Origin of the sequence: Streptomyces sp. NBC_01288 (assembly GCF_035982055.1) — a bacterium.
GTDB lineage: Bacteria > Actinomycetota > Actinomycetes > Streptomycetales > Streptomycetaceae > Streptomyces.
In genome coordinates this window covers 6917878-6935161 of record NZ_CP108427.1, presented here as the reverse complement: position 1 = coordinate 6935161, position 17284 = coordinate 6917878, and the positions used below count along the sequence as shown (strand labels likewise).

Below are 17284 nucleotides of genomic sequence, written 5' to 3'. Positions count from 1 at the left end.
GCGGATCGTCGTGGACGCAGGTCATGGCTGTACCAGGTCCCGCAGATCGGCGAAGCGGCGGTCGCCGATGCCGTTGACCTGGCGCAGCTCGTCCACCGAGCGGAAACCGCCGTGCTGGGTGCGGTAGTCGATGATGTGCTGCGCCAGCACCGGGCCGACGCCGGGCAGGGTGTTGAGCTGGTCGGCGGTGGCCGTGTTGAGGGAGACCGGAGCCGTCGGAGCGGCTCCCGCCACCCCTGTGATGTTCGCACCGCCGCCCGCACCAGGCGCCGCCGCAGGAGCAGTACCGCCGACGACGATCTGCTCCCCGTCCACGAGGAACCGAGCCCGGTTGAGCCCCTCGGTGTTCGTGCCCTGACGCACCCCACCCGCCGCCCGCAACGCATCGGTCACCCGTGAACCGGCCGGAAGCCGATGAACCCCGGGCTCCCGGACCTTGCCGCTGACGTCCACGACGATCTCGGTACCGGCGGCACCCGCGGCACCCCGAGCTCCGACCGACGAGGCACGCGGCCCGGCCCCCTTCCCCCCGGCCGCACCGCCGCCGCCGTCCTTGCCGCCACCCTCTTCCCCGTAGGGAGCCGCCACCACCTCCGGTGCGCGAACGGGCTGGGTCCGGCCCACCCAGAAGTGCTGCACGGCGAAAACCGCGGCCACCACGAGCAGGACACCGAGCGCGACCACGTTCCGCCGCTCCAGCCCGCACCGCGTCTGCACCCACACCGGCATCCGCTCCCGCAGAGCCACCCCGACCCGCTCCCGCCAGACCCCGGCCGCACGATCCCGCCCGGCACCGGCCTCTCCGGAACCGCTGAACTCCCCAACGCCTCCAGCCGTTTCGGCTCCTCCGACCACTCCGGCGTATGAGAAGACATCAGGCTCCAGGGCAACACGCACAGGCGAACCCACCCGGACCACCCGCTGCCCCGAGCCCAACACCGCCCCTGCCCTCAGCTCCCGCTCCGACCTGGGCTCCGGCTCCCGCTCCCGAACAGCCCACGGCCCGGCATCGACAGGCGCCGGGAAACGAAGCCCCGCCGCCCTGACCACTGGCGGAACAGCCCGCCCCCTCGCCTCACTCGCGGGCGGACCAAGAGCCCCCGCGACTTCACCCACCCGCGCAGGAGAACTCGCCATGACCTCGCCCACCAGCTCAGGGGAACTCGCCATAGCCTCGGACCCCGGCGGGCGAGAATCCCCCATAGCCTCGACCCCCGGCGGAGCAGGAAGCCCCACACCCTCGCCCTCCACCGGAAGAGACCGCCCCGCCCTCTCCCCTACCGGCGCCCCAGAGCCCTCACCCCCGCTCCCGCACCCACCCGGCGGCCCATTCCCCAACTCCCCCCGCTCCCCGGCACGTTCACCACCTTGACCACGTTCGCCGAAGAGCAGTTCCGCCCGCCGCCGAAGTTCCTCCGCCGAAGCCTGACGCTGTGCCCGCCCCCGTGCAGGCGCGCGGCGATGCCGAGTTCGGCCGTCGGAGGACGGGGCTCGGCCCGGGCCGCTGGTCGCAGTCGCTGTGTGTGAGCGTGATCGAAGTGCCATGCGCCGAGGATCGGGCATTCCGCGACTTCGCGATGATCTTGGTCAATTCCCGGGGACGACCGCCCAGTTGTGGATAACTCCGTCACCCGTACGAGCGTCACCCACCCAAGGCACCGGCCCGGGACACCGACCCAAAACGCCAGCCCGCGACCCCGTCCCCGCCACCCTGGCGAACCCCACCCCCCGCCGAACCCCGTCACCGAGGCGAAACCACAGCCCCCAACAACCCAGGCCCGGTATGCGCCCCGATCACCGCCCCGACCTCGCTCACATGCAGATCGGCCAGCCCCGGCACCCGCGCCCGCAACCGATCCGCGAGCGCCGACGCCCGCTCGGGTGCGGAGAGATGGTGAACGGCGATGTCGACCTGCGCACTGCCCGCCCGGTCCGCCGCGAGTTCCTCAAGACGGGCGATCGCCTTCGACGCCGTCCGTACCTTCTCCAGGAGTTCGATGCGCCCGCCCTCCAGCTGGAGCAGCGGCTTCACGGCTAGCGCGGAGCCCAACAGGGCCTGCGCCGCGCCGATTCGGCCGCCCCGGCGCAGATAGTCGAGGGTGTCGACGTAGAAGTACGCGGAGGTGCCGGCGGCCCGTTTCTCCGCGGCGGTGACCGCCTCGTCCACCGTGCCGCCCGCCTCCGCCGTCTCGGCCGCGGCGAGTGCGCAGAAGCCGAGCGCCATCGCGACCATCCCGGTGTCCACGACCCGCACCGGCACCGGTGCCTCACGCGCGGCGACGACCGCCGCGTCGTAGGTGCCCGACAGTTCGGCGGAGAGGTGGAGGGAGACGATGCCGGTGGCGCCCGACTCGGCGACCTTGCGGTAGGTCTCCGCGAAGAGCTGCGGGCTGGGGCGCGAGGTGGTGACCGGGCGGCGCTTCTGCAGGGCCTGGGCCAGGGAGCGGGTGGAGATCTCGGTGCCCTCTTCGAGCGCCCGGTCGCCGAGGACCACGGTCAATGGCACCGCTGTGATGCCGTGGCGCTCCATCGTCAGCGGCGGCAGGTAGGCCGTTGAATCGGTGACGATCGCGACATGGCGGGACATGAGCTGGAGGTTACCTGCCGTAGCGGCCGGGCGGCAGCCCGACCCCTTTCACCTGGGCCGGAACCGGCCGGATCACACCATGCCGAACTCTCACACCGTGCCGCCCGATCAAGTCGTGCTCTCCGGGCGGGGTTTCTTCTGCCAGGGGTAGGTGGGACGCCGTCCTGGCGGGGTGATGGCGGACGGGGCCGGTTCCTCGGCGGCCGGGCGGGAGCGCGGGGGCTCCGGCCAGGTCTGCCGATCCGCCGTGGCGTCGGCGGGCGGGGCGTCCGGCCACGGGGACGATGCGGGATCGACCTTCGTCCAGTGCCGCAGGGCACCTGCCTCCATGTCTATCTGGGCGCTCAGCGTGTCCAGGTCGTCCTCCGCGAAGCGGCCGGCGCGGTCGCGGGCCGCCCAGCGCAGGGAGTCCGCCGACTTCGTGATGCGCTCGGTGCGCTCGCGCAGGGCGGGCAGCCGCTCGGCGAGTGTCCTGCGGTCCGGCTCGGACTCCAGGCGCCTGAGCTCGCCGTCGAGTTCACGGCCGTGGGCGCTGAGCCGCTGGAAGAGGCCCAGGGACTCCTTGAGCGACTCGTCCTGGGGCACGCCCGCGTGCAGCGCGTCCTGGGTCGCACGCATCGATGTGCGCAGTGCGAGCCGGAGTTGGGCCACCTGTCCCTGGGGGCCGGGCTGGGCGAAGGACTTGGCGCGCAGGGTGTGGTCCTCGACCGAGCGCCGGGCCTGCGCGACCGTACGGTCGACGCCGCGCTTGGCCGCACCGACCGCCTTGACCGCCGCATAGCCGCCAACGACCACGAACAGCAGGAAGAGAAGGGCGAAGACTGTGATCACGGCTTCCAACGCTCCTCCACCGGCTCCGGGCGGCACACGCCGCACCGCCCTTCAACGGTAAACGCAACGGGCAGGTCCGGAGTTCCACAGGAACCCTGGACCTGCCCGTAGGGGACTACCCCGAGGCAGCCGCCCCGACGCCGTCGAAGAGCTGCACAGAACTACGCCGGAACGATGTTCACCAGCTTCGGCGCCCGCACGATGACCTTGCGGATGCCCGCGCCGCCCAGCGCGGCGACGACCTTCTCGTCGGCCAGCGCGACCTTCTCCAGTTCGGCGTCGGAGATCGTCGGGGACACCTCCAGGCGCGCCTTGACCTTGCCCTTGATCTGCACGACGCAGGTCACACTCTCGTCCACGACGTACGCCGGGTCGGCGACCGGGAAGTCCTGGTGGACGACCGTGTCGGTGCGGCCCAGCTTGCGCCACAGTTCCTCGGCGACGTGCGGGGCCAGCGGCGCGATCAGCAGTACCAGTGACTCGGCGACCGAGCGCGGCAGGGCGCCGCCCGCCTTGGTCAGGTAGTTGTTCAGCTCGGTGACCTTGGCGATCGCCGTGTTGAACCGCAGGCCCGCCAGGTCCTGGCGCACCCCGTCGATCGCCTTGTGCAGGGCACGCAGCGTGTCCACGTCGATGTCGGCGTCCTCGGTGTCGACGACCGTGACCTCACCGGTCGTCTCGTCGACGACGTTGCGCCACAGCCGCTGCAGCAGCCGGTACTGGCCCACCACCGCGCGCGTGTCCCACGGCCGGGACACGTCCAGCGGGCCCATGGCCATCTCGTACAGGCGCAGGGTGTCGGCGCCGTACTCGTCGCAGATCTCGTCCGGAGTGACCGCGTTCTTCAGGGACTTGCCCATCTTGCCCAGCAGCCGGGAGACCTTCTCGCCCTGGTGGTAGTACTCGCCGCCCAGCTCCTCGACCTCGGCGGCCGGCACCGGGAAGCCCCGGCTGTCCCGGTAGACGTAGGCCTGGATCATGCCCTGGTTGAACAGCTTGTGGAACGGCTCCGGGGACGAGATGTGCCCCAGGTCGAACAGCACCTTGGACCAGAAGCGCGCGTACAGCAGGTGCAGTACGGCGTGCTCGGCGCCGCCGACGTACAGGTCGACGCCGCCGTGCGGCATGCCCGCGCGGGGGCCCATCCAGTACTGCTCGATGGCCGGGTCGACCAGCTTCTGGTCGTTGTGCGGGTCCAGGTAGCGCAGTTCGTACCAGCAGGAACCGGCCCAGTTCGGCATGGTGTTGGTCTCGCGGCGGTACTTCTGGGGGCCTCGGCCGTCGCCCAGGTCCAGGGTGACGGCGACCCAGTCCTCGTTGCGGGACAGGGGCGTCTCCGGAGACGTGTCCGCGTCGTCCGGGTCGAAGGTGCGCGGCGAGTAGTCCTCGACCTCCGGCAGCTCCAGGGGCAGCATCGACTCGGGCAGCGAGTGCGCGATGCCGTCCTCGTCGTAGACGATCGGGAAGGGCTCGCCCCAGTAGCGCTGGCGGCTGAACAGCCAGTCGCGCAGGCGGAAGTTGACGGTGCCCTCGCCGATGCCCTTGCGGGCCAGCCACTCCGTGATGCGGGCCTTGGCCTCGGCGACGGGCAGGCCGTCCAGGGAGATGTCGTCGTTCGAGGAGTTGATGATCTTCGCGTCGTAGGACCCGAAGGCGTCCTCCCACGTGGACGTGTCCGTCCCGCGGCCGTCGGTCGGCTCGACGATGCAGGTGATCGGCAGCTCGAAGGCGCGCGCGAAGTCGAAGTCGCGCTGGTCGCCCGCCGGGACGGCCATGATCGCGCCGGTGCCGTAGCCCATCAGTACGTAGTCGGCGATGAAGACGGGCAGCCGCTCGCCGTTGGCCGGGTTGGTCGCGAACGCGCCGGTGAAGACGCCGGTCTTCTCCTTGGCCTCGGTCTGCCGCTCCACGTCGGACTTGGTGCCGGCCTGCGCGCGGTACGCGGCGACGGCCTCCGCCGGGGTGGCGTGCCCCCCGGTCCACGCGTCGCGCGTGCCCTCGGGCCAGGCGACCGGCGTGACCGTGTCGACCAGCGGGTGTTCGGGCGCCAGCACCATGTAGGTCGCGCCGAACAGGGTGTCGGGGCGGGTGGTGAAGACGGTGATGTTCTCGCCGTCCACGGGGAAGTCGACGCGGGCGCCCTCGGAACGGCCGATCCAGTTGCGCTGCTGCAGCTTGATGGCCTCGGGCCAGTCCAGCTCCTCCAGGTCCGCCAGCAACCGGTCGGCGTAGGCGGTGATGCGCATGTTCCACTGGCGCAGCTTGGCCTTGAAGACGGGGAAGTTGCCGCGCTCGGAGCGGCCGTCGGCGGTGACCTCCTCGTTGGCCAGGACGGTGCCCAGGCCGGGGCACCAGTTGACGGGCGCTTCGGAGGCGTAGGCCAGGCGGAACTCGCCCAGGACGTCGGCACGTTCGGTGGCGCTCAGGTCGGGCCACGCGCGCGTGTGCCCCGGTACGGCACGCTCACCGGTCTCGAACTGGGCGATCAGCTCGGCGATCGGGCGGGCCTTGTCGGCCTCGTCGTCGTACCAGGAGTTGAAGATCTGGACGAAGATCCACTGGGTCCACTTGTAGTACTCGGGGTCGATCGTGGCGAACGACCGGCGCTTGTCGTGGCCCAGGCCCAGCGCGCGCAGCTGGGACTTCATGTTGGTGATGGCGGCCAGGGTGGTGATCCTGGGGTGCTCGCCGGTCTGGACGGCGTGCTGCTCGGCGGGCAGGCCGAAGGCGTCGAAGCCCAGCGTGTGCAGCACGTTGTGGCCGGTCATCCGCTGGAACCGGGCGAACACGTCGGTGGCGATGTAGCCCAGGGGGTGGCCCACGTGCAGGCCCGTACCGGAGGGGTACGGGAACATGTCCATGATGAACTTCTTGGGGCGGGCGGCCAGTTCGGGGTCGCCGGCCAGGTCACCGGTCGGGTTCGGCGCCTCGTAGGTGCCCTCGGCATCCCAGAAGTCCTGCCAGCGTGCTTCGATGTCCGCGGCCATCGCGGCCGTGTAGCGGTGCGGGGCGACCACCTCGGCGGCGGCAGCGGGGTTCGTCTCGCTCATGATCCTCAAAGCTCCATCGATCGTCTCTGCCAGCGGCTGCGACATTTCAGGCTGTGACATCCACCATGTGACGTCCAGCAAATGAAAAATCCCCTCGCACAGGAGGGGACGCCGCGCTGATTCCGACCTCACCGTCACCGGTGGTCGGGACTGATCAGCGCGGCTCGCTAAGCAGAAGGCGTACGGCACGCATGGCGTCAGAGTACCGCAGCCCTTGAGCACAACGCGACGCGCTTCCGTATCACCCTTGGCACCCTGTCCACACCGGCGTGGACTGACCCCGGTTCAAGGATTACCTTCGCGTACCACCCACTACGGGACATCACAGCAAGCGCATTGTCGTTTGATAACAACGCAATAACTCAAACCTCGTACCCACCGGTATGGAGCCACTTAGAGTTCGGCAGCGGGACCGCTTTCCCGATACTGCTCGGAGTTGCCCCCATGAACGCTCGTCGTAGTACCAGTTCGCTCCCCAAGCCGGGCCGCTCGGCCTATGGCGTGGTGAGCCTCGTCGTCCTGATCTTCATACCCGTGTTCGTGCTGGCCGGAGGCAGCCAGGTACAGGACTTCCTCAACTTCGGTGCGGGTGTTCTCTCGCTCGTCTCCCTCTCCTGCTCGGTGATCTGGGGGCTCGTCGCCCAGGACCGGGTCATCCTCAACATCCGCCAGCGGATCGTGGCGCAGGGCATCCACCGGGTGACCGCCGTCGGCTCGATCGCGTTCCTCGTGGTGCACATCACGGTCAAGCTGGCGCTCGACCACACCGTCCTGATCGCCGCGCTGATCCCCTTCAGCCTCGGCGTGAAGGGCAGCGCCGGGCTCATCGGCCTCGGCTCGCTCGGCGGCCTGCTGATGATCTTCGTGGGCATCACCGGCGCCCTGCGCAACCAGTTCGCGTCCCCCGCGCCGGTCGCCGCCCGCTGGCGCGCGATGCACATGCTGGCCTACCCGGCCTGGTGCGCGGCCCTGGTCCACGGCCTGTTCGCGGGCCGCGCGGCGAAGCCGTTCTTCATGATCTCGTACGAGCTGTGCCTGGTCGGGGTCGCCGCGGCCCTCGCCCTGCGCTCGGCGCCGCGCCCGTTCAAGCGCAAGTTCGCCAACAAGGTCGCCATGCTCCTGGGCAACGAGGAGCGGCCGGGTCTCGACGAACTCGACGCGAGCCGCGGCCGGGTGTCCGAGTCCGGGCTGTCGGGCTACGAGAAGCGCGAGAGCCGGCGCCCCGCGCAGCCCTCGTTCACCGAGACCGGGTCGATGCCGCGCGTGGACCCCAACACCGCGTACGAGACGCGGTCGATGACCCCGGAGACGGCCAAGAACGACTTCGCGGCCGCCTACCGCACCGCCGACCCGTCCACCGGTCAGATGCCGTTCGTCACCGACCAGACCTCGCGCATGAACATGCCGATGGACATGCAGAACACGCAGGCGGTCCCGCGCGCGGACAACGGCGGCAGCACCTCCGGCAGCTGGCCGGTCCCGTCACCGCCGCCAGTCGGCGAGGCGCCCCCGTCGGCGTACGACCCGCTCCAGGACACCGGGTACAACATCCCTACGTACAACAACAATTCGGGCGCTGGCGGCTACGGCGAGGGATACGTGTACGACACCGGTGAGTCGAACGGCGCCTCCGGTACGTACAACCCCAATGACACGTACAACAGCGGTCCCGCCACTGATCAAACGCCCAACGCTTCGTACGACTTCGACGCGCAGGGCGGCTCGGGCGAACCTTGGAACACGCCTTCCGGAGGCTATAGGTGAACGAGGCCCTGCCCGACGTCCCAGAAGTCCGCGTGGTCGGGCTTCCGCAGCTCACGTCAGGCTTCGACCTTGTCGAGAGACTCGACCTGCCCATGCACCTGAAGGTGCACGGACCGCTCGAACCGATGGGCGGGGAGCAGCTCGCGAAGCTCTCCGAGGCCATCAACCTGAAGGGCCGCGGCGGCGCGGGCTTCCCCTTCCACAAGAAGCTGCGGTCGGTCGCCGAAGCGGCGATCAAACGCGGTGTACGACCGGTCGTCGTCGTCAACGGCAGCGAGGACGAGCCGGCCTGCCGCAAGGACACGGTGCTCATCAACCGTGCCCCGCACCTCATCCTGGACGGCGCCCTCCTGGTCGCCGAGGCCCTGGGTGCCCGCACGCTCGTGGTGGGGGTCACCCGTGAGTCGACGCAACGCTCCATGGAGGCCGCGCTCTCGGAACGCGGTCTGAGCAACACCCGCCGTTCGGCGCTGAAGGCGTTCGTCCAGCGCAACCCGGTCCGCATGGTCACCGGTGCCGCCGCGTCGCTGATCCGCTCGATCGACGGCGGCCCGGCGGTCCCGCCCGGCCGCAAGGTCAGCGCCTCCCAGAACGGCGTCGGCGGCGTCCCCACCCTGCTCTCGAACGCCGAGACCTTCGCCCAACTCGCCATCGCCGCCCGCATCGGCCCCGAGCGCTACGGCAACACCGGCCTCTACGACGAGCCCGGCACCGTCATGCTCACGGTCTCCGGGGCGGTCGCGCGCCCGATGGTGATCGAGGTCCCCACGGGTGTACCGCTGCGCTACGTCCTTCAGTTGGCCGGTGCCCCGCCGGTCCCCCAGGGTGTGCTGACGGGCGGTTACCACGGCAAGTGGATCGACGCGGCGACGGTCAACGAGGCGATCGTCTCCCGCAACTCCCTGGACGCGGTGGGCGGTGCGCTCGGCGCGGGCGCCATCATGCCGATCACCCAGGAGACCTGCCCGCTGGGCGAGTCACTGCGCGTGGCCCAGTGGCTGGCCGACGAGAGCGCGGGACAGTGCGGTCCCTGCTACCTCGGTCTGCCCGCCGCCGCGCGCGGCATGGAGGACATCCTCAACGGCGGCGGCCCTGCCGCCCTGGAGGCGCTCAAGCAGGTCGCCAAGGCCGTGAAGCGGCGCGGCGCGTGCTCACACCCGGACGGCTCCGCGATGTTCCTGGAGTCGACCATCAAGGCGTTCACGGACGACCTCGCCGCCCACGTCCTCGGAAACGGCTGCGGAAGGCCCGTGGAGGGCGTTCTGCCGCTCTTCGAGGGCGGCCAGCTCCCGGCGGGCATCACGAGCGGCGCGGAGGCCGAGGAGAGCGGTCCCAGCCGTCAGAAGATCTACGTCGACTGGACGCTGTGCCGGGGCCACGGTCTGTGCGCGGACATCCTCCCGGAGGTCTTCGAACTCGGCGCGGACGGATTCCCCACCGTCGCGCAGGCCCAGGTGCCGCGGTACGCGGAGGCGAAGGCGCTCCGCGCGGTGCGCCGTTGCCCGGCGCTCGCCCTGCGCCTGGAGGAGGAGACCGCGCGGGACAAGGGCCCGTCCCGCAACCTGCCGGTCCTCTCCCAGGGCCGCGGCCGGCGGGCTCTGGGCCGCTGAGCACACGAACAGCGGGCCGCCTTCTTAAGAAGAGGGCGGCCCGCTGTTCCGTGAACGGCGCCAACTCCCCCTGAACACACCGAAGGCGGGTCATCCTGTGGGATGACCCGCCTTCGATTTCTGTGGAGCTAAGGAGAATTGAACTCCTGACCTCCTGCATGCCATGCAGGCGCTCTACCAACTGAGCTATAGCCCCGCGCGGTGTGCTGCCAGGTCTCCCCGGCTGCGACGCAAACATTACCGGTGGACCCGGTGGACCACCAAATCGTTTCCGTCCCCGTGATCGTGACCGTCATCGCCGGGACCTCCTCGCGGGGTCCCGGCCGGGGTCAAGCGGTGACGAAGGAATAGAACCGTTTCAACGTGCAGTGCTCTTCCAGGAGTCGACCATAGATCGGCTCGCCCTCGAGTTCGCGGTACGTCTCGATCGGATCGCCTTTTATGATCAGCGCCCGCGCGCACTCCTCGCACCAGTACTGGTAGTCGGGATTCACCGGTTCCATGTCACGGACGATCGGCGTCCCACTGCCGCACCAGTCGCACTTTCGCCTGTGTGCACCCATCGATCAGCTCCAGCTGTGGCCGCAGGCCGTGCACACGTAGGAAACTCCGCCGTTGTCACCGAGGACTTGGGCCACGTGGGCGGAACCGCAGGAAGGGCAGCTCAGGCGGGTGATCGTATCCCGTATCAACGCCGCATCGAAGAGGTGGTCGACCTCCTCGATGATGTTCGCAGGCATCGCTACTCCCTCCCGTCGGGCCGCGCCCCCTCCGGCCGTTTGATTCTGCCACGGCCGGACCAATACGGTCAGCGACGCCTCAGTACCAGTCCGGACACGGCACCCACCGCGGCCGTCCCCGCCAGCGCGAACATGCACGCCAAAAGCGCCTCCGCAGAGGTATACGCCCCCGGGGCCCCAAGTGACTCAAGCCGGTTCAAGAACAGTGTGCCGAAAACCGCGACCCCGATCAGCTGACCCAGCTGCGCGACCGTGGACAGCAGACCGCTGGCGTCCGCCGCGTCCTCGGGCCGCACGGTCGCGAGGGCCCGGGTCAGCGTCGGACTGAAGGCGAGCGCGAGCCCGGCCCCCACGCCGACGTACGCCACGTACAGTACGGCCCCGCCGCGGTCGCCGCCTTCGAACGCCAGGCCGACTCCCGCGACGGCCGGGATCGTGATCAGGAATCCGAGCGGGGTCAGCGCCCGCTGCCAGGCCGCCGGCCACCTGCGCCAGGTCAGCCCGACCGCCCCGAAGACGACCGCCGTCGGCGCGAAGGTGAGACCGGCGCGCAGCGCGCTGAACCCGAGGCCGCCCTGGACGTGCAGGGTGAGCGCGAACAGGAAACCGGCGTTGATGGCCATGACCGCCAGGATCCGGAAGACGGCGAGACCCATGCCCGGGTGACGCAACACACGTGGTGCGATCAGCGGGGCTCCCCCGCGCCGGGCGAGCCGGGACTCGTACACGCAGAACGACGCGAAGAGGACGGCCGCCGCGATCAGCGAGAGCCAGGACCACAGCGGCCAGCCCTCCTCCTGCCCCAGCACCAGCGGCACCGTCAGCAGCGAGACCGCCGAGGCGAGCAGCACAAGACCCGGCACGTCGAAGGCCCGCGCGCGCTCCGGCTCCGCCCCGGCGTCCCTCGGCAGCACGCGCCTGCCGAGGAACAGGAGTACGACGCCCACGGGCACGTTGACGAGGAACACCGGCCGCCAGCTCGTGCCGAACAGGTCGGCGCTGACGAGGACCCCGCCCAGAATCTGCCCGGCCGCGGCGCCGACGGCGATGACCGCCGAGTAGACGCCGAGCGCCCGCATCCGGGCCTCGCCGACGAAGTGCCGCTGGATCAGGCTCAGCACCTGAGGAATCATCAGCGCCGAGCCGGAACCCTGGATCAGGCGGAACACGATCAGCTCGGTCGAGCCCTGGGCCAGGCCGCAGGCGAGCGAGGCGGCGGTGAAGAGGGCGAGCCCGGCGAGGTGGACCCGGGCGTGACCGAGCCGGTCGCCGAGCCGGGCGCCGGTGATCAGCAGCACCGAGTACGTGATGGTGTAGCCGGCGATCACCAGCTGCAAGTCGGCGCCGGAAGCCCGGAGTTCGGTGCCGATGGTGGGGGCGGCGACGTTCACGATGAACACGTCGAGCAGCGCCATGAACAGGGCCGCGAGCAGCACCGCGAGCATCGGCCCACGGCGATTGTCAGTGCCGGGGTCTTTACTGGTGGCAGGAGTTGGAACGGGTGCGGAATCCGGTTCCGTACGGGGTGATGTCGTCATGCGGTCGAGCGTGGGGGCATTCCGGTACGGGTGCCGAGAGCCCGCTGATGCTGGTACCGGCAGCACCTGGCAGGGACCAGGTCGGGCGTCGAGTATGGGGGATGTGACGATGGGGATGGGGACGACACAGCGCCGCCGGCCCGAGCTGGCCGCGTTTCTGCGCAGCAGGCGCGCCCGGGTGACACCGCACGACGTCGGCATGCCGCCGGGCTTCCGACGCCGTACGCCGGGACTGCGCCGCGAGGAGGTCGCGCAGCTCTCCGGAGTGGGCGTCACCTGGTACACGTGGCTCGAACAGGGGCGCCCGATCAACGCCTCCGCGCAGGTGCTGGACGCCGTGGCGCGCACGCTCCGGCTCGACGCGCCGGAGCGGGAGCATCTGTACCACCTGGCCGAGGTGCCGTACGCGCATCCTCCGGAGGCGATGGTGCAGTCGGTGGGGCCGGAGATCCAGGGCATCCTCGACGCCCTGGAGCCGCGCCCGGCGGTGGTCTACAACTCGCGGTACGACATCCTCGCCACCAACTCCCCCTACCGGACGGTGTTCTGGCTGGAGCCGCTGCCGCCGGGCCCGATGCCGAACGCGCTGTGGAAGCTGTTCACGGTGCCGGAGGAGGAGTGCCCGCTGCTGTACCGGGAGACGGAGCTGCCGGTGATGGTGGCGACGCTGCGCTCGGCCTACGGGGTGCATACCGGCGAGCCCGTCTGGGAGGAGTTCATACGCGGGCTGTCGGCGGCCAGTCCGCTCTTCGCGCGGCTGTGGAGGAGCGGGGACGTGGCGGAGCCGGGGCGGCGGGTGAAGACCTTCCGGCACGCGGAGGTGGGCGAGATGCGGATGACGTCGGTGTCGTTGTCGGTGAACGGCATGCCGGAGTGCCGGATCGTGGTCTACACCCCGGCCGACGAGGAGACTCGGCTCCGCGCGGAGGCGCTGACAGCGACGAAAAGATCCCACCCCTGAAAGGGATGGGATCTCATCGATTCGATCGTGGACGACTCTCGATCCTTGACAACTCAAGAGTGTCGATCTGTGGAGCTAAGGAGAATTGAACTCCTGACCTCCTGCATGCCATGCAGGCGCTCTACCAACTGAGCTATAGCCCCGTGTGTTCTTCCCGCTCGGCGGGCGAACAAGAAGAACTTTAGCCTGCGACCTGCCGGAAAGTGAAATCCGGGGTCGGGGCCCTGGAGGGCCGCTCAGTCGTCGTCGCCGAGCACCGGTTCCGGGAGCGTGCCGGCGTTGTGTTCCAGCAGGCGCCAGCCGCGGGCGCCCTCGCCGAGCACGGACCAGCAGCAGTTGGAGAGGCCGCCGAGACTCTCCCAGTGCTGGGACTCCAGACCGAGGAGACGCCCGATGGTGGTGCGGATCGTGCCGCCGTGGCTGACCACCACGAGGGTGCCGTCCTCGGGCAGCTTCTCGGCGTGCCGCAGCACGACGGGGGCGGCCCGGTCGGCGACCTCGCTCTCCAGCTCGCCGCCGCCGCGGCGCACCGGCTCCCCGCGCTTCCACGCGGCGTACTCGTCGCCGTGGCGGGCGATGATCTCCTCGTGCGTCAGCCCCTGCCAGACGCCCGCGTAGGTCTCCCGCAGGCCCTCGTCGTGGGTGACGTCGAGGTCGGTGAGGACGGCCAGTTCGGCGGCCGTGTTCGCCGCCCGCTTCAGGTCGGAGGCGACGATCGCGTCCGGCTTGAGGGAGGCCAGCAGCCGGGCCGCGCGGCGGGCCTGGCCGATGCCCGTCTCGGTGAGCTCGACGTCCGTGGTGCCCTGGAAGCGGCGCTCCACGTTCCACGCGGTCTGGCCGTGCCGCCACAGGATGACGCGTCGGCCCCGGCCCGCCTTGCGGCCGTCGGCCCCGGCGGTCACCGCACCTCCCCGAACTCGGAGGCGTCCTCCTCGGCGCGCAGCTTGGCGTGCTCGGCAGCCTTGCCGCGGGTGGCCTTGGCCTCGGCGGGGAGATCCAGCTCGGGGCAGTCCTTCCACAGCCGCTCCAGGGCGTAGAAGACACGCTCCTCGCTGTGCTGGACGTGGACGACGATGTCGACGTAGTCGAGCAGGATCCAGCGGGCGTCGCGGTCGCCCTCACGGCGCACCGGCTTGGCGCCGAGTTCCTTGCCCAGCCGCTCCTCGATCTCGTCGACGATCGACTTGACCTGACGGTCGTTGGGAGCGGAGGCCAGCAGGAAGGCGTCCGTGATCGACAGCACATCGCTGACGTCGTAGGCGATGATGTCGTGCGCGAGCTTGTCGGCGGCCGCCTGGGCGGCGGCGGAGATGAGCTCGATGGAGCGGTCAGTGGCGGTCACTACGCGGCTTTCGGTCGGCGGTCAACAGACCTCAAGGGTCTCACGGACCGCGGACGGCGCCCCACGTGAATAACGGATCATGCCCCTGACGCCGGTCCGGACACCGGCTCCGGCCTCCGGGGCATGCTCCGTCACCCAACCGCTACGCCGCCGTCACGATGGCGACGACGGCTTGTAGTCCGCTCCGAGGACCACCGAGACATCGGCGTTCGCGGCGACTGTGCCCTTGGTCACGGTGCTGGTGGGCAGGCCCAGGGTCTTGGCGACCTCGGTGGCGTTCTCCTTGTCGGCCGCGTCGGAGTACGTGATCTTGGACGTGGCCGAGGTCCCGGACGCCGTGCCGGCCTCCAGGAAGGTGAAGCCGCCGTTGAGGAGCACGACACGGGCCTTCTCGGTGTCGTCCTTGACGCCGGTGGCGTTCTGGACGGCGACCCGGACCGCCGAACCCTCGTCGGGGCTCTTCGCGGTGCCGCCCAGGATGTCCTTGACGACGCTGGCGGAGGCCTGCGCGGTCAGGGTGCCGTCGTTCTGGACGGGCAGCAGGGCCGTCTTGTAGTCGCCGCTCTTGGCGAGGTCGGCGAGCTTGGCGAGGAAGGTGCCGAGGTCCTTGTCGGTGAGCGGCGGGTCCAGGATCTGGGCCAGGGTCTGCACGGTGGTGGTCGCCGCCGTCGGGTCGGAGGTCAGCTGGCGCAGCACGCCCTGCATGACCTGGCCGAACCGCTCCAGCTGGGCGTTCTGGGCCTCGCCGGAGGCGCGGTAGGTGGCGTAGGCGACGGCCATCTTGCCGCTGAGGGTCTGGTCCTTGCCCTTGTGGACGAGCGGCGCGGCGTTCTTCTTCGTCGCGTCCGGGTCGGGCACGTCGGCGTTGGTGTCGAGGTCGATGTTGCCGACGAGGTCGACCAGGTTCTGGAGGTAGGGGGTGTCCAGCCGCCAGGTGCCCTCGATGTCGGTGCCGAGGACCGTGTTGAGCTGGTCGACGGTCCCGGAGGTGCCGTCGTCGCCGACCGACTTGGCCAGCGTCGTCGTGTTGCCGTCGTCGTCCGTGAGGGCGAGGGAGTTGGGCAGCAGCACGGTGGTGCCCTGCTTCAGGGTGGTGTTGTCGACGAGCAGCACCGAAGAGGTACCGCCCTTCGCGGTGTTGTGCAGGTGGACGACGATCACGTCGCGGTTCTGGGCACCGGTGGCCGTCGTGGTGCCCGACTTCGCGGCGGAGGAGGACACCCCGGGGAGCTTCCCGGCGTACCAGAGGTAGCCGACACCGCCGGACACGACCAGCGCGAGGGCCACGACGAGGGCGACCATGCGGCCGCGGGCGCGGCGCTTGGCCTCCTCGCGGCGCTCGGTGCGGTTCTCGGTGAAGTTCAGCCAGTCGATGACGTCCTCGGAGTCGTCGGTCGGCTCCTCCACGAAGGCGAACTGCTCGGTGCGGTAGTCCCGTTCACCCGTGTCCGGGGCCTTCGGGGCTTCGGCTTCCGTGTCCTCGGCCGGACCGGACTGCTGCGGGATGTAGGCGGTCTGCTCGGCGACCCGGGGCTGCTGTCCGCTGCTCGCGGTCTGCCCGTAGGGGTCGTAGGCCGTCGTCGTCCCGGTGGCGTAGGGGTCGTAGCCGGACTGGGGTGCCTGCCGGCCCGTGTCGTAAGGAGTGCCGGGCTGCTGGGCGCCCGTGTCGTACTGGGACGGCTGCTGCTGGGTGCCGGTCGCATACGGGTCGTAGGCGTAGCCCTGTTGCTGCTGCTGCCCGTACGGGTCGTACGGCTGCTGCTGCGGGGGCTGTTGGGTCTGCTGGGCCGGGACCTGCCGGTAGACAGGCTGGTTGTACTCGTCGTAGCCGACGAGTTCGTACTGGTCGCCGCCGTACCCGGCGTCGTATCGGTCGTTCACCGGTGCCCCTCTCGGCTCACTCGCCGCGGTACAGCTCGCGCTTGTCGATATAGCGCACGACTCCGTCGGGCACCAGGTACCAGACGGGATCTCCCTTCGCGACTCTCGCACGGCAGTCTGTTGAGGAGATGGCCAGCGCGGGAACCTCGATCAGCGAGACGCCGCCCTCCGGGAGACCCGGGTCGGTCAGCGTGTGGCCGGGGCGGGTGACCCCGATGAAGTGCGCGAGGGAGAACAGCTCCTCCGCGTCCCGCCAGGTCAGGATCGCGCCGAGGGCGTCGGCGCCGGTGATGAAGAAGAGGTCCGCGTCGGGGTTGAGCGCCCGCAGGTCACGCAGGGTGTCCGTGGTGTAGGTGGGGCCGCCGCGGTCGATGTCGATACGGCTCACCGAGAACTGGGGGTTCTCGGCGGTCGCGATGACCGTCATCAGGTAGCGGTCCTCGGCCAGGGCCACCTTGCGGTCGGTCTTCTGCCACGGCTGACCGGTCGGGACGAAGATCACCTCGTCCAGGTGGAACTGCGCGGCGACCTCACTGGCCGCCACGAGGTGCCCGTGGTGGATCGGGTCGAACGTTCCGCCCATGACGCCGAGACGGCGCTTGCCGGGGTTCGACGGGCCGTTGTTGCGCGGGCCGTTCGCCATTCGGATCTCCGTGCCGCGCGTCGTGTCGTTCGCCGGACCGGTAGGCATGTCCTGCTCTCCCATGCGTGCAGACCCTACCGGCCCGGTGTGAAGGCCCCGAGACCCGTCCAGCGGACAGAAACGGACAGACCCTAGCGGTCGCGGTTGAAGCGGGTGGTGATCCACAGCAGGAGCATCAGGAGCAGAAAAGCGCCGCCACCGGTGATGATCGGCTGGAGGCTCTCATGGTTGCCCCCGCCCTCCCCCTCGGCGGCAAGAGTGACCAACTGGGCAGCAGTGCCGTGGAAGCTCATCTTCAGCAGAACCTATCCGGTGTGGGCGGGATAAAGATGTCGGC

15 protein-coding genes and 2 tRNA genes are annotated in these 17284 nt (G+C 70.1%); 3 read left to right on the top strand and 14 right to left on the bottom strand.

The genetic code is table 11. The features are described from left to right. Positions 1–21: 21 nt before the first annotated feature. The 4 genes from OG194_RS31425 to leuS all read right to left on the bottom strand — a co-directional run bounded on the left by OG194_RS31425 (position 22) and on the right by leuS (position 6468). Positions 22–1137: a helix-hairpin-helix domain-containing protein gene (locus OG194_RS31425; RefSeq protein ID WP_442811812.1), complete on the bottom strand. Its 1116-nt coding sequence runs from the start codon at positions 1135–1137 to the stop codon at positions 22–24. A gap of 604 nt (positions 1138–1741) precedes the next feature. Continuing rightward, positions 1742–2587 (bottom strand): DegV family protein, encoded by an 846-nt coding sequence (locus OG194_RS31420; protein WP_266856636.1) that lies wholly within the window; start codon positions 2585–2587, stop codon positions 1742–1744. A 108-nt stretch (positions 2588–2695) separates the two neighbouring features. Next, complete coding sequence (locus OG194_RS31415) at positions 2696–3427, bottom strand: hypothetical protein (RefSeq protein ID WP_327404145.1); 732 nt, start codon at positions 3425–3427, stop codon at positions 2696–2698. A 152-nt stretch (positions 3428–3579) separates the two neighbouring features. Next, on the bottom strand, positions 3580–6468 hold the full coding sequence (leuS, locus tag OG194_RS31410; protein WP_327404144.1) for a leucine--tRNA ligase: 2889 nt from the start codon (positions 6466–6468) through the stop codon (positions 3580–3582). A 444-nt stretch (positions 6469–6912) separates the two neighbouring features. Here leuS and OG194_RS31405 point away from each other — a divergent pair, with 444 nt between their 5' ends. Further along, complete coding sequence (locus OG194_RS31405) at positions 6913–8232, top strand: cytochrome b/b6 domain-containing protein (protein ID WP_327404143.1); 1320 nt, start codon at positions 6913–6915, stop codon at positions 8230–8232. Next, positions 8229–9842: an NADH-ubiquinone oxidoreductase-F iron-sulfur binding region domain-containing protein gene (locus OG194_RS31400; RefSeq protein ID WP_327404142.1), complete on the top strand. Its 1614-nt coding sequence runs from the start codon at positions 8229–8231 to the stop codon at positions 9840–9842. Before OG194_RS31405 ends, OG194_RS31400 begins: the two co-directional genes overlap by 4 nt. A gap of 123 nt (positions 9843–9965) precedes the next feature. Here OG194_RS31400 and OG194_RS31395 read toward each other — a convergent pair. From OG194_RS31395 to OG194_RS31380, 4 genes are all read right to left on the bottom strand, one after another. Next, positions 9966–10038 (bottom strand) — tRNA-Ala (locus OG194_RS31395). Positions 10039–10171: 133 nt separating this feature from the next. Then, positions 10172–10405 carry a hypothetical protein gene (locus OG194_RS31390; protein WP_003976229.1) on the bottom strand — a complete coding sequence of 78 codons (234 nt, stop codon included), beginning with the start codon at positions 10403–10405 and terminating at the stop codon, positions 10172–10174. Positions 10406–10408: 3 nt separating this feature from the next. Further along, positions 10409–10582 carry a hypothetical protein gene (locus tag OG194_RS31385; RefSeq protein WP_327404141.1) on the bottom strand — a complete coding sequence of 58 codons (174 nt, stop codon included), beginning with the start codon at positions 10580–10582 and terminating at the stop codon, positions 10409–10411. 68 nt (positions 10583–10650) lie between these two features. Continuing rightward, on the bottom strand, positions 10651–12027 hold the full coding sequence (locus OG194_RS31380; protein WP_327407267.1) for an MFS transporter: 1377 nt from the start codon (positions 12025–12027) through the stop codon (positions 10651–10653). A 208-nt stretch (positions 12028–12235) separates the two neighbouring features. On the opposite strand from OG194_RS31380, the gene OG194_RS31375 reads away from it, so the two are divergent. Next, complete coding sequence (locus tag OG194_RS31375) at positions 12236–13081, top strand: helix-turn-helix transcriptional regulator (RefSeq protein WP_327404140.1); 846 nt, start codon at positions 12236–12238, stop codon at positions 13079–13081. Positions 13082–13151: 70 nt separating this feature from the next. On the opposite strand, the gene OG194_RS31370 is transcribed toward OG194_RS31375, so the two are convergent. From OG194_RS31370 to OG194_RS31345, 6 genes are all read right to left on the bottom strand, one after another. Next, a tRNA-Ala gene (locus tag OG194_RS31370) sits at positions 13152–13224 on the bottom strand. A 93-nt stretch (positions 13225–13317) separates the two neighbouring features. Beyond that, positions 13318–13983, bottom strand: a complete 666-nt coding sequence (locus tag OG194_RS31365) for a histidine phosphatase family protein (RefSeq protein WP_327404139.1) — start codon at positions 13981–13983, stop codon at positions 13318–13320. Further along, the gene (gene rsfS, locus OG194_RS31360; RefSeq protein ID WP_327404138.1) at positions 13980–14423 is read right to left on the bottom strand and encodes a ribosome silencing factor; all 444 of its coding nucleotides are present in this window, start codon (positions 14421–14423) and stop codon (positions 13980–13982) included. The genes OG194_RS31365 and rsfS overlap by 4 nt, the downstream gene beginning before the upstream one ends. A 153-nt stretch (positions 14424–14576) precedes the next feature. Continuing rightward, positions 14577–16304: an LCP family protein gene (locus tag OG194_RS31355; RefSeq protein ID WP_327404137.1), complete on the bottom strand. Its 1728-nt coding sequence runs from the start codon at positions 16302–16304 to the stop codon at positions 14577–14579. Between the two features lie 16 nt (positions 16305–16320). Further along, entirely contained in the window at positions 16321–17010 is a 690-nt protein-coding gene (nadD, locus tag OG194_RS31350; RefSeq protein ID WP_026151393.1) for a nicotinate-nucleotide adenylyltransferase, read from the bottom strand. 68 nt (positions 17011–17078) lie between these two features. Further along, entirely contained in the window at positions 17079–17240 is a 162-nt protein-coding gene (locus OG194_RS31345) for a hypothetical protein (RefSeq protein ID WP_019063258.1), read from the bottom strand. Positions 17241–17284 lie beyond the last annotated feature (44 nt).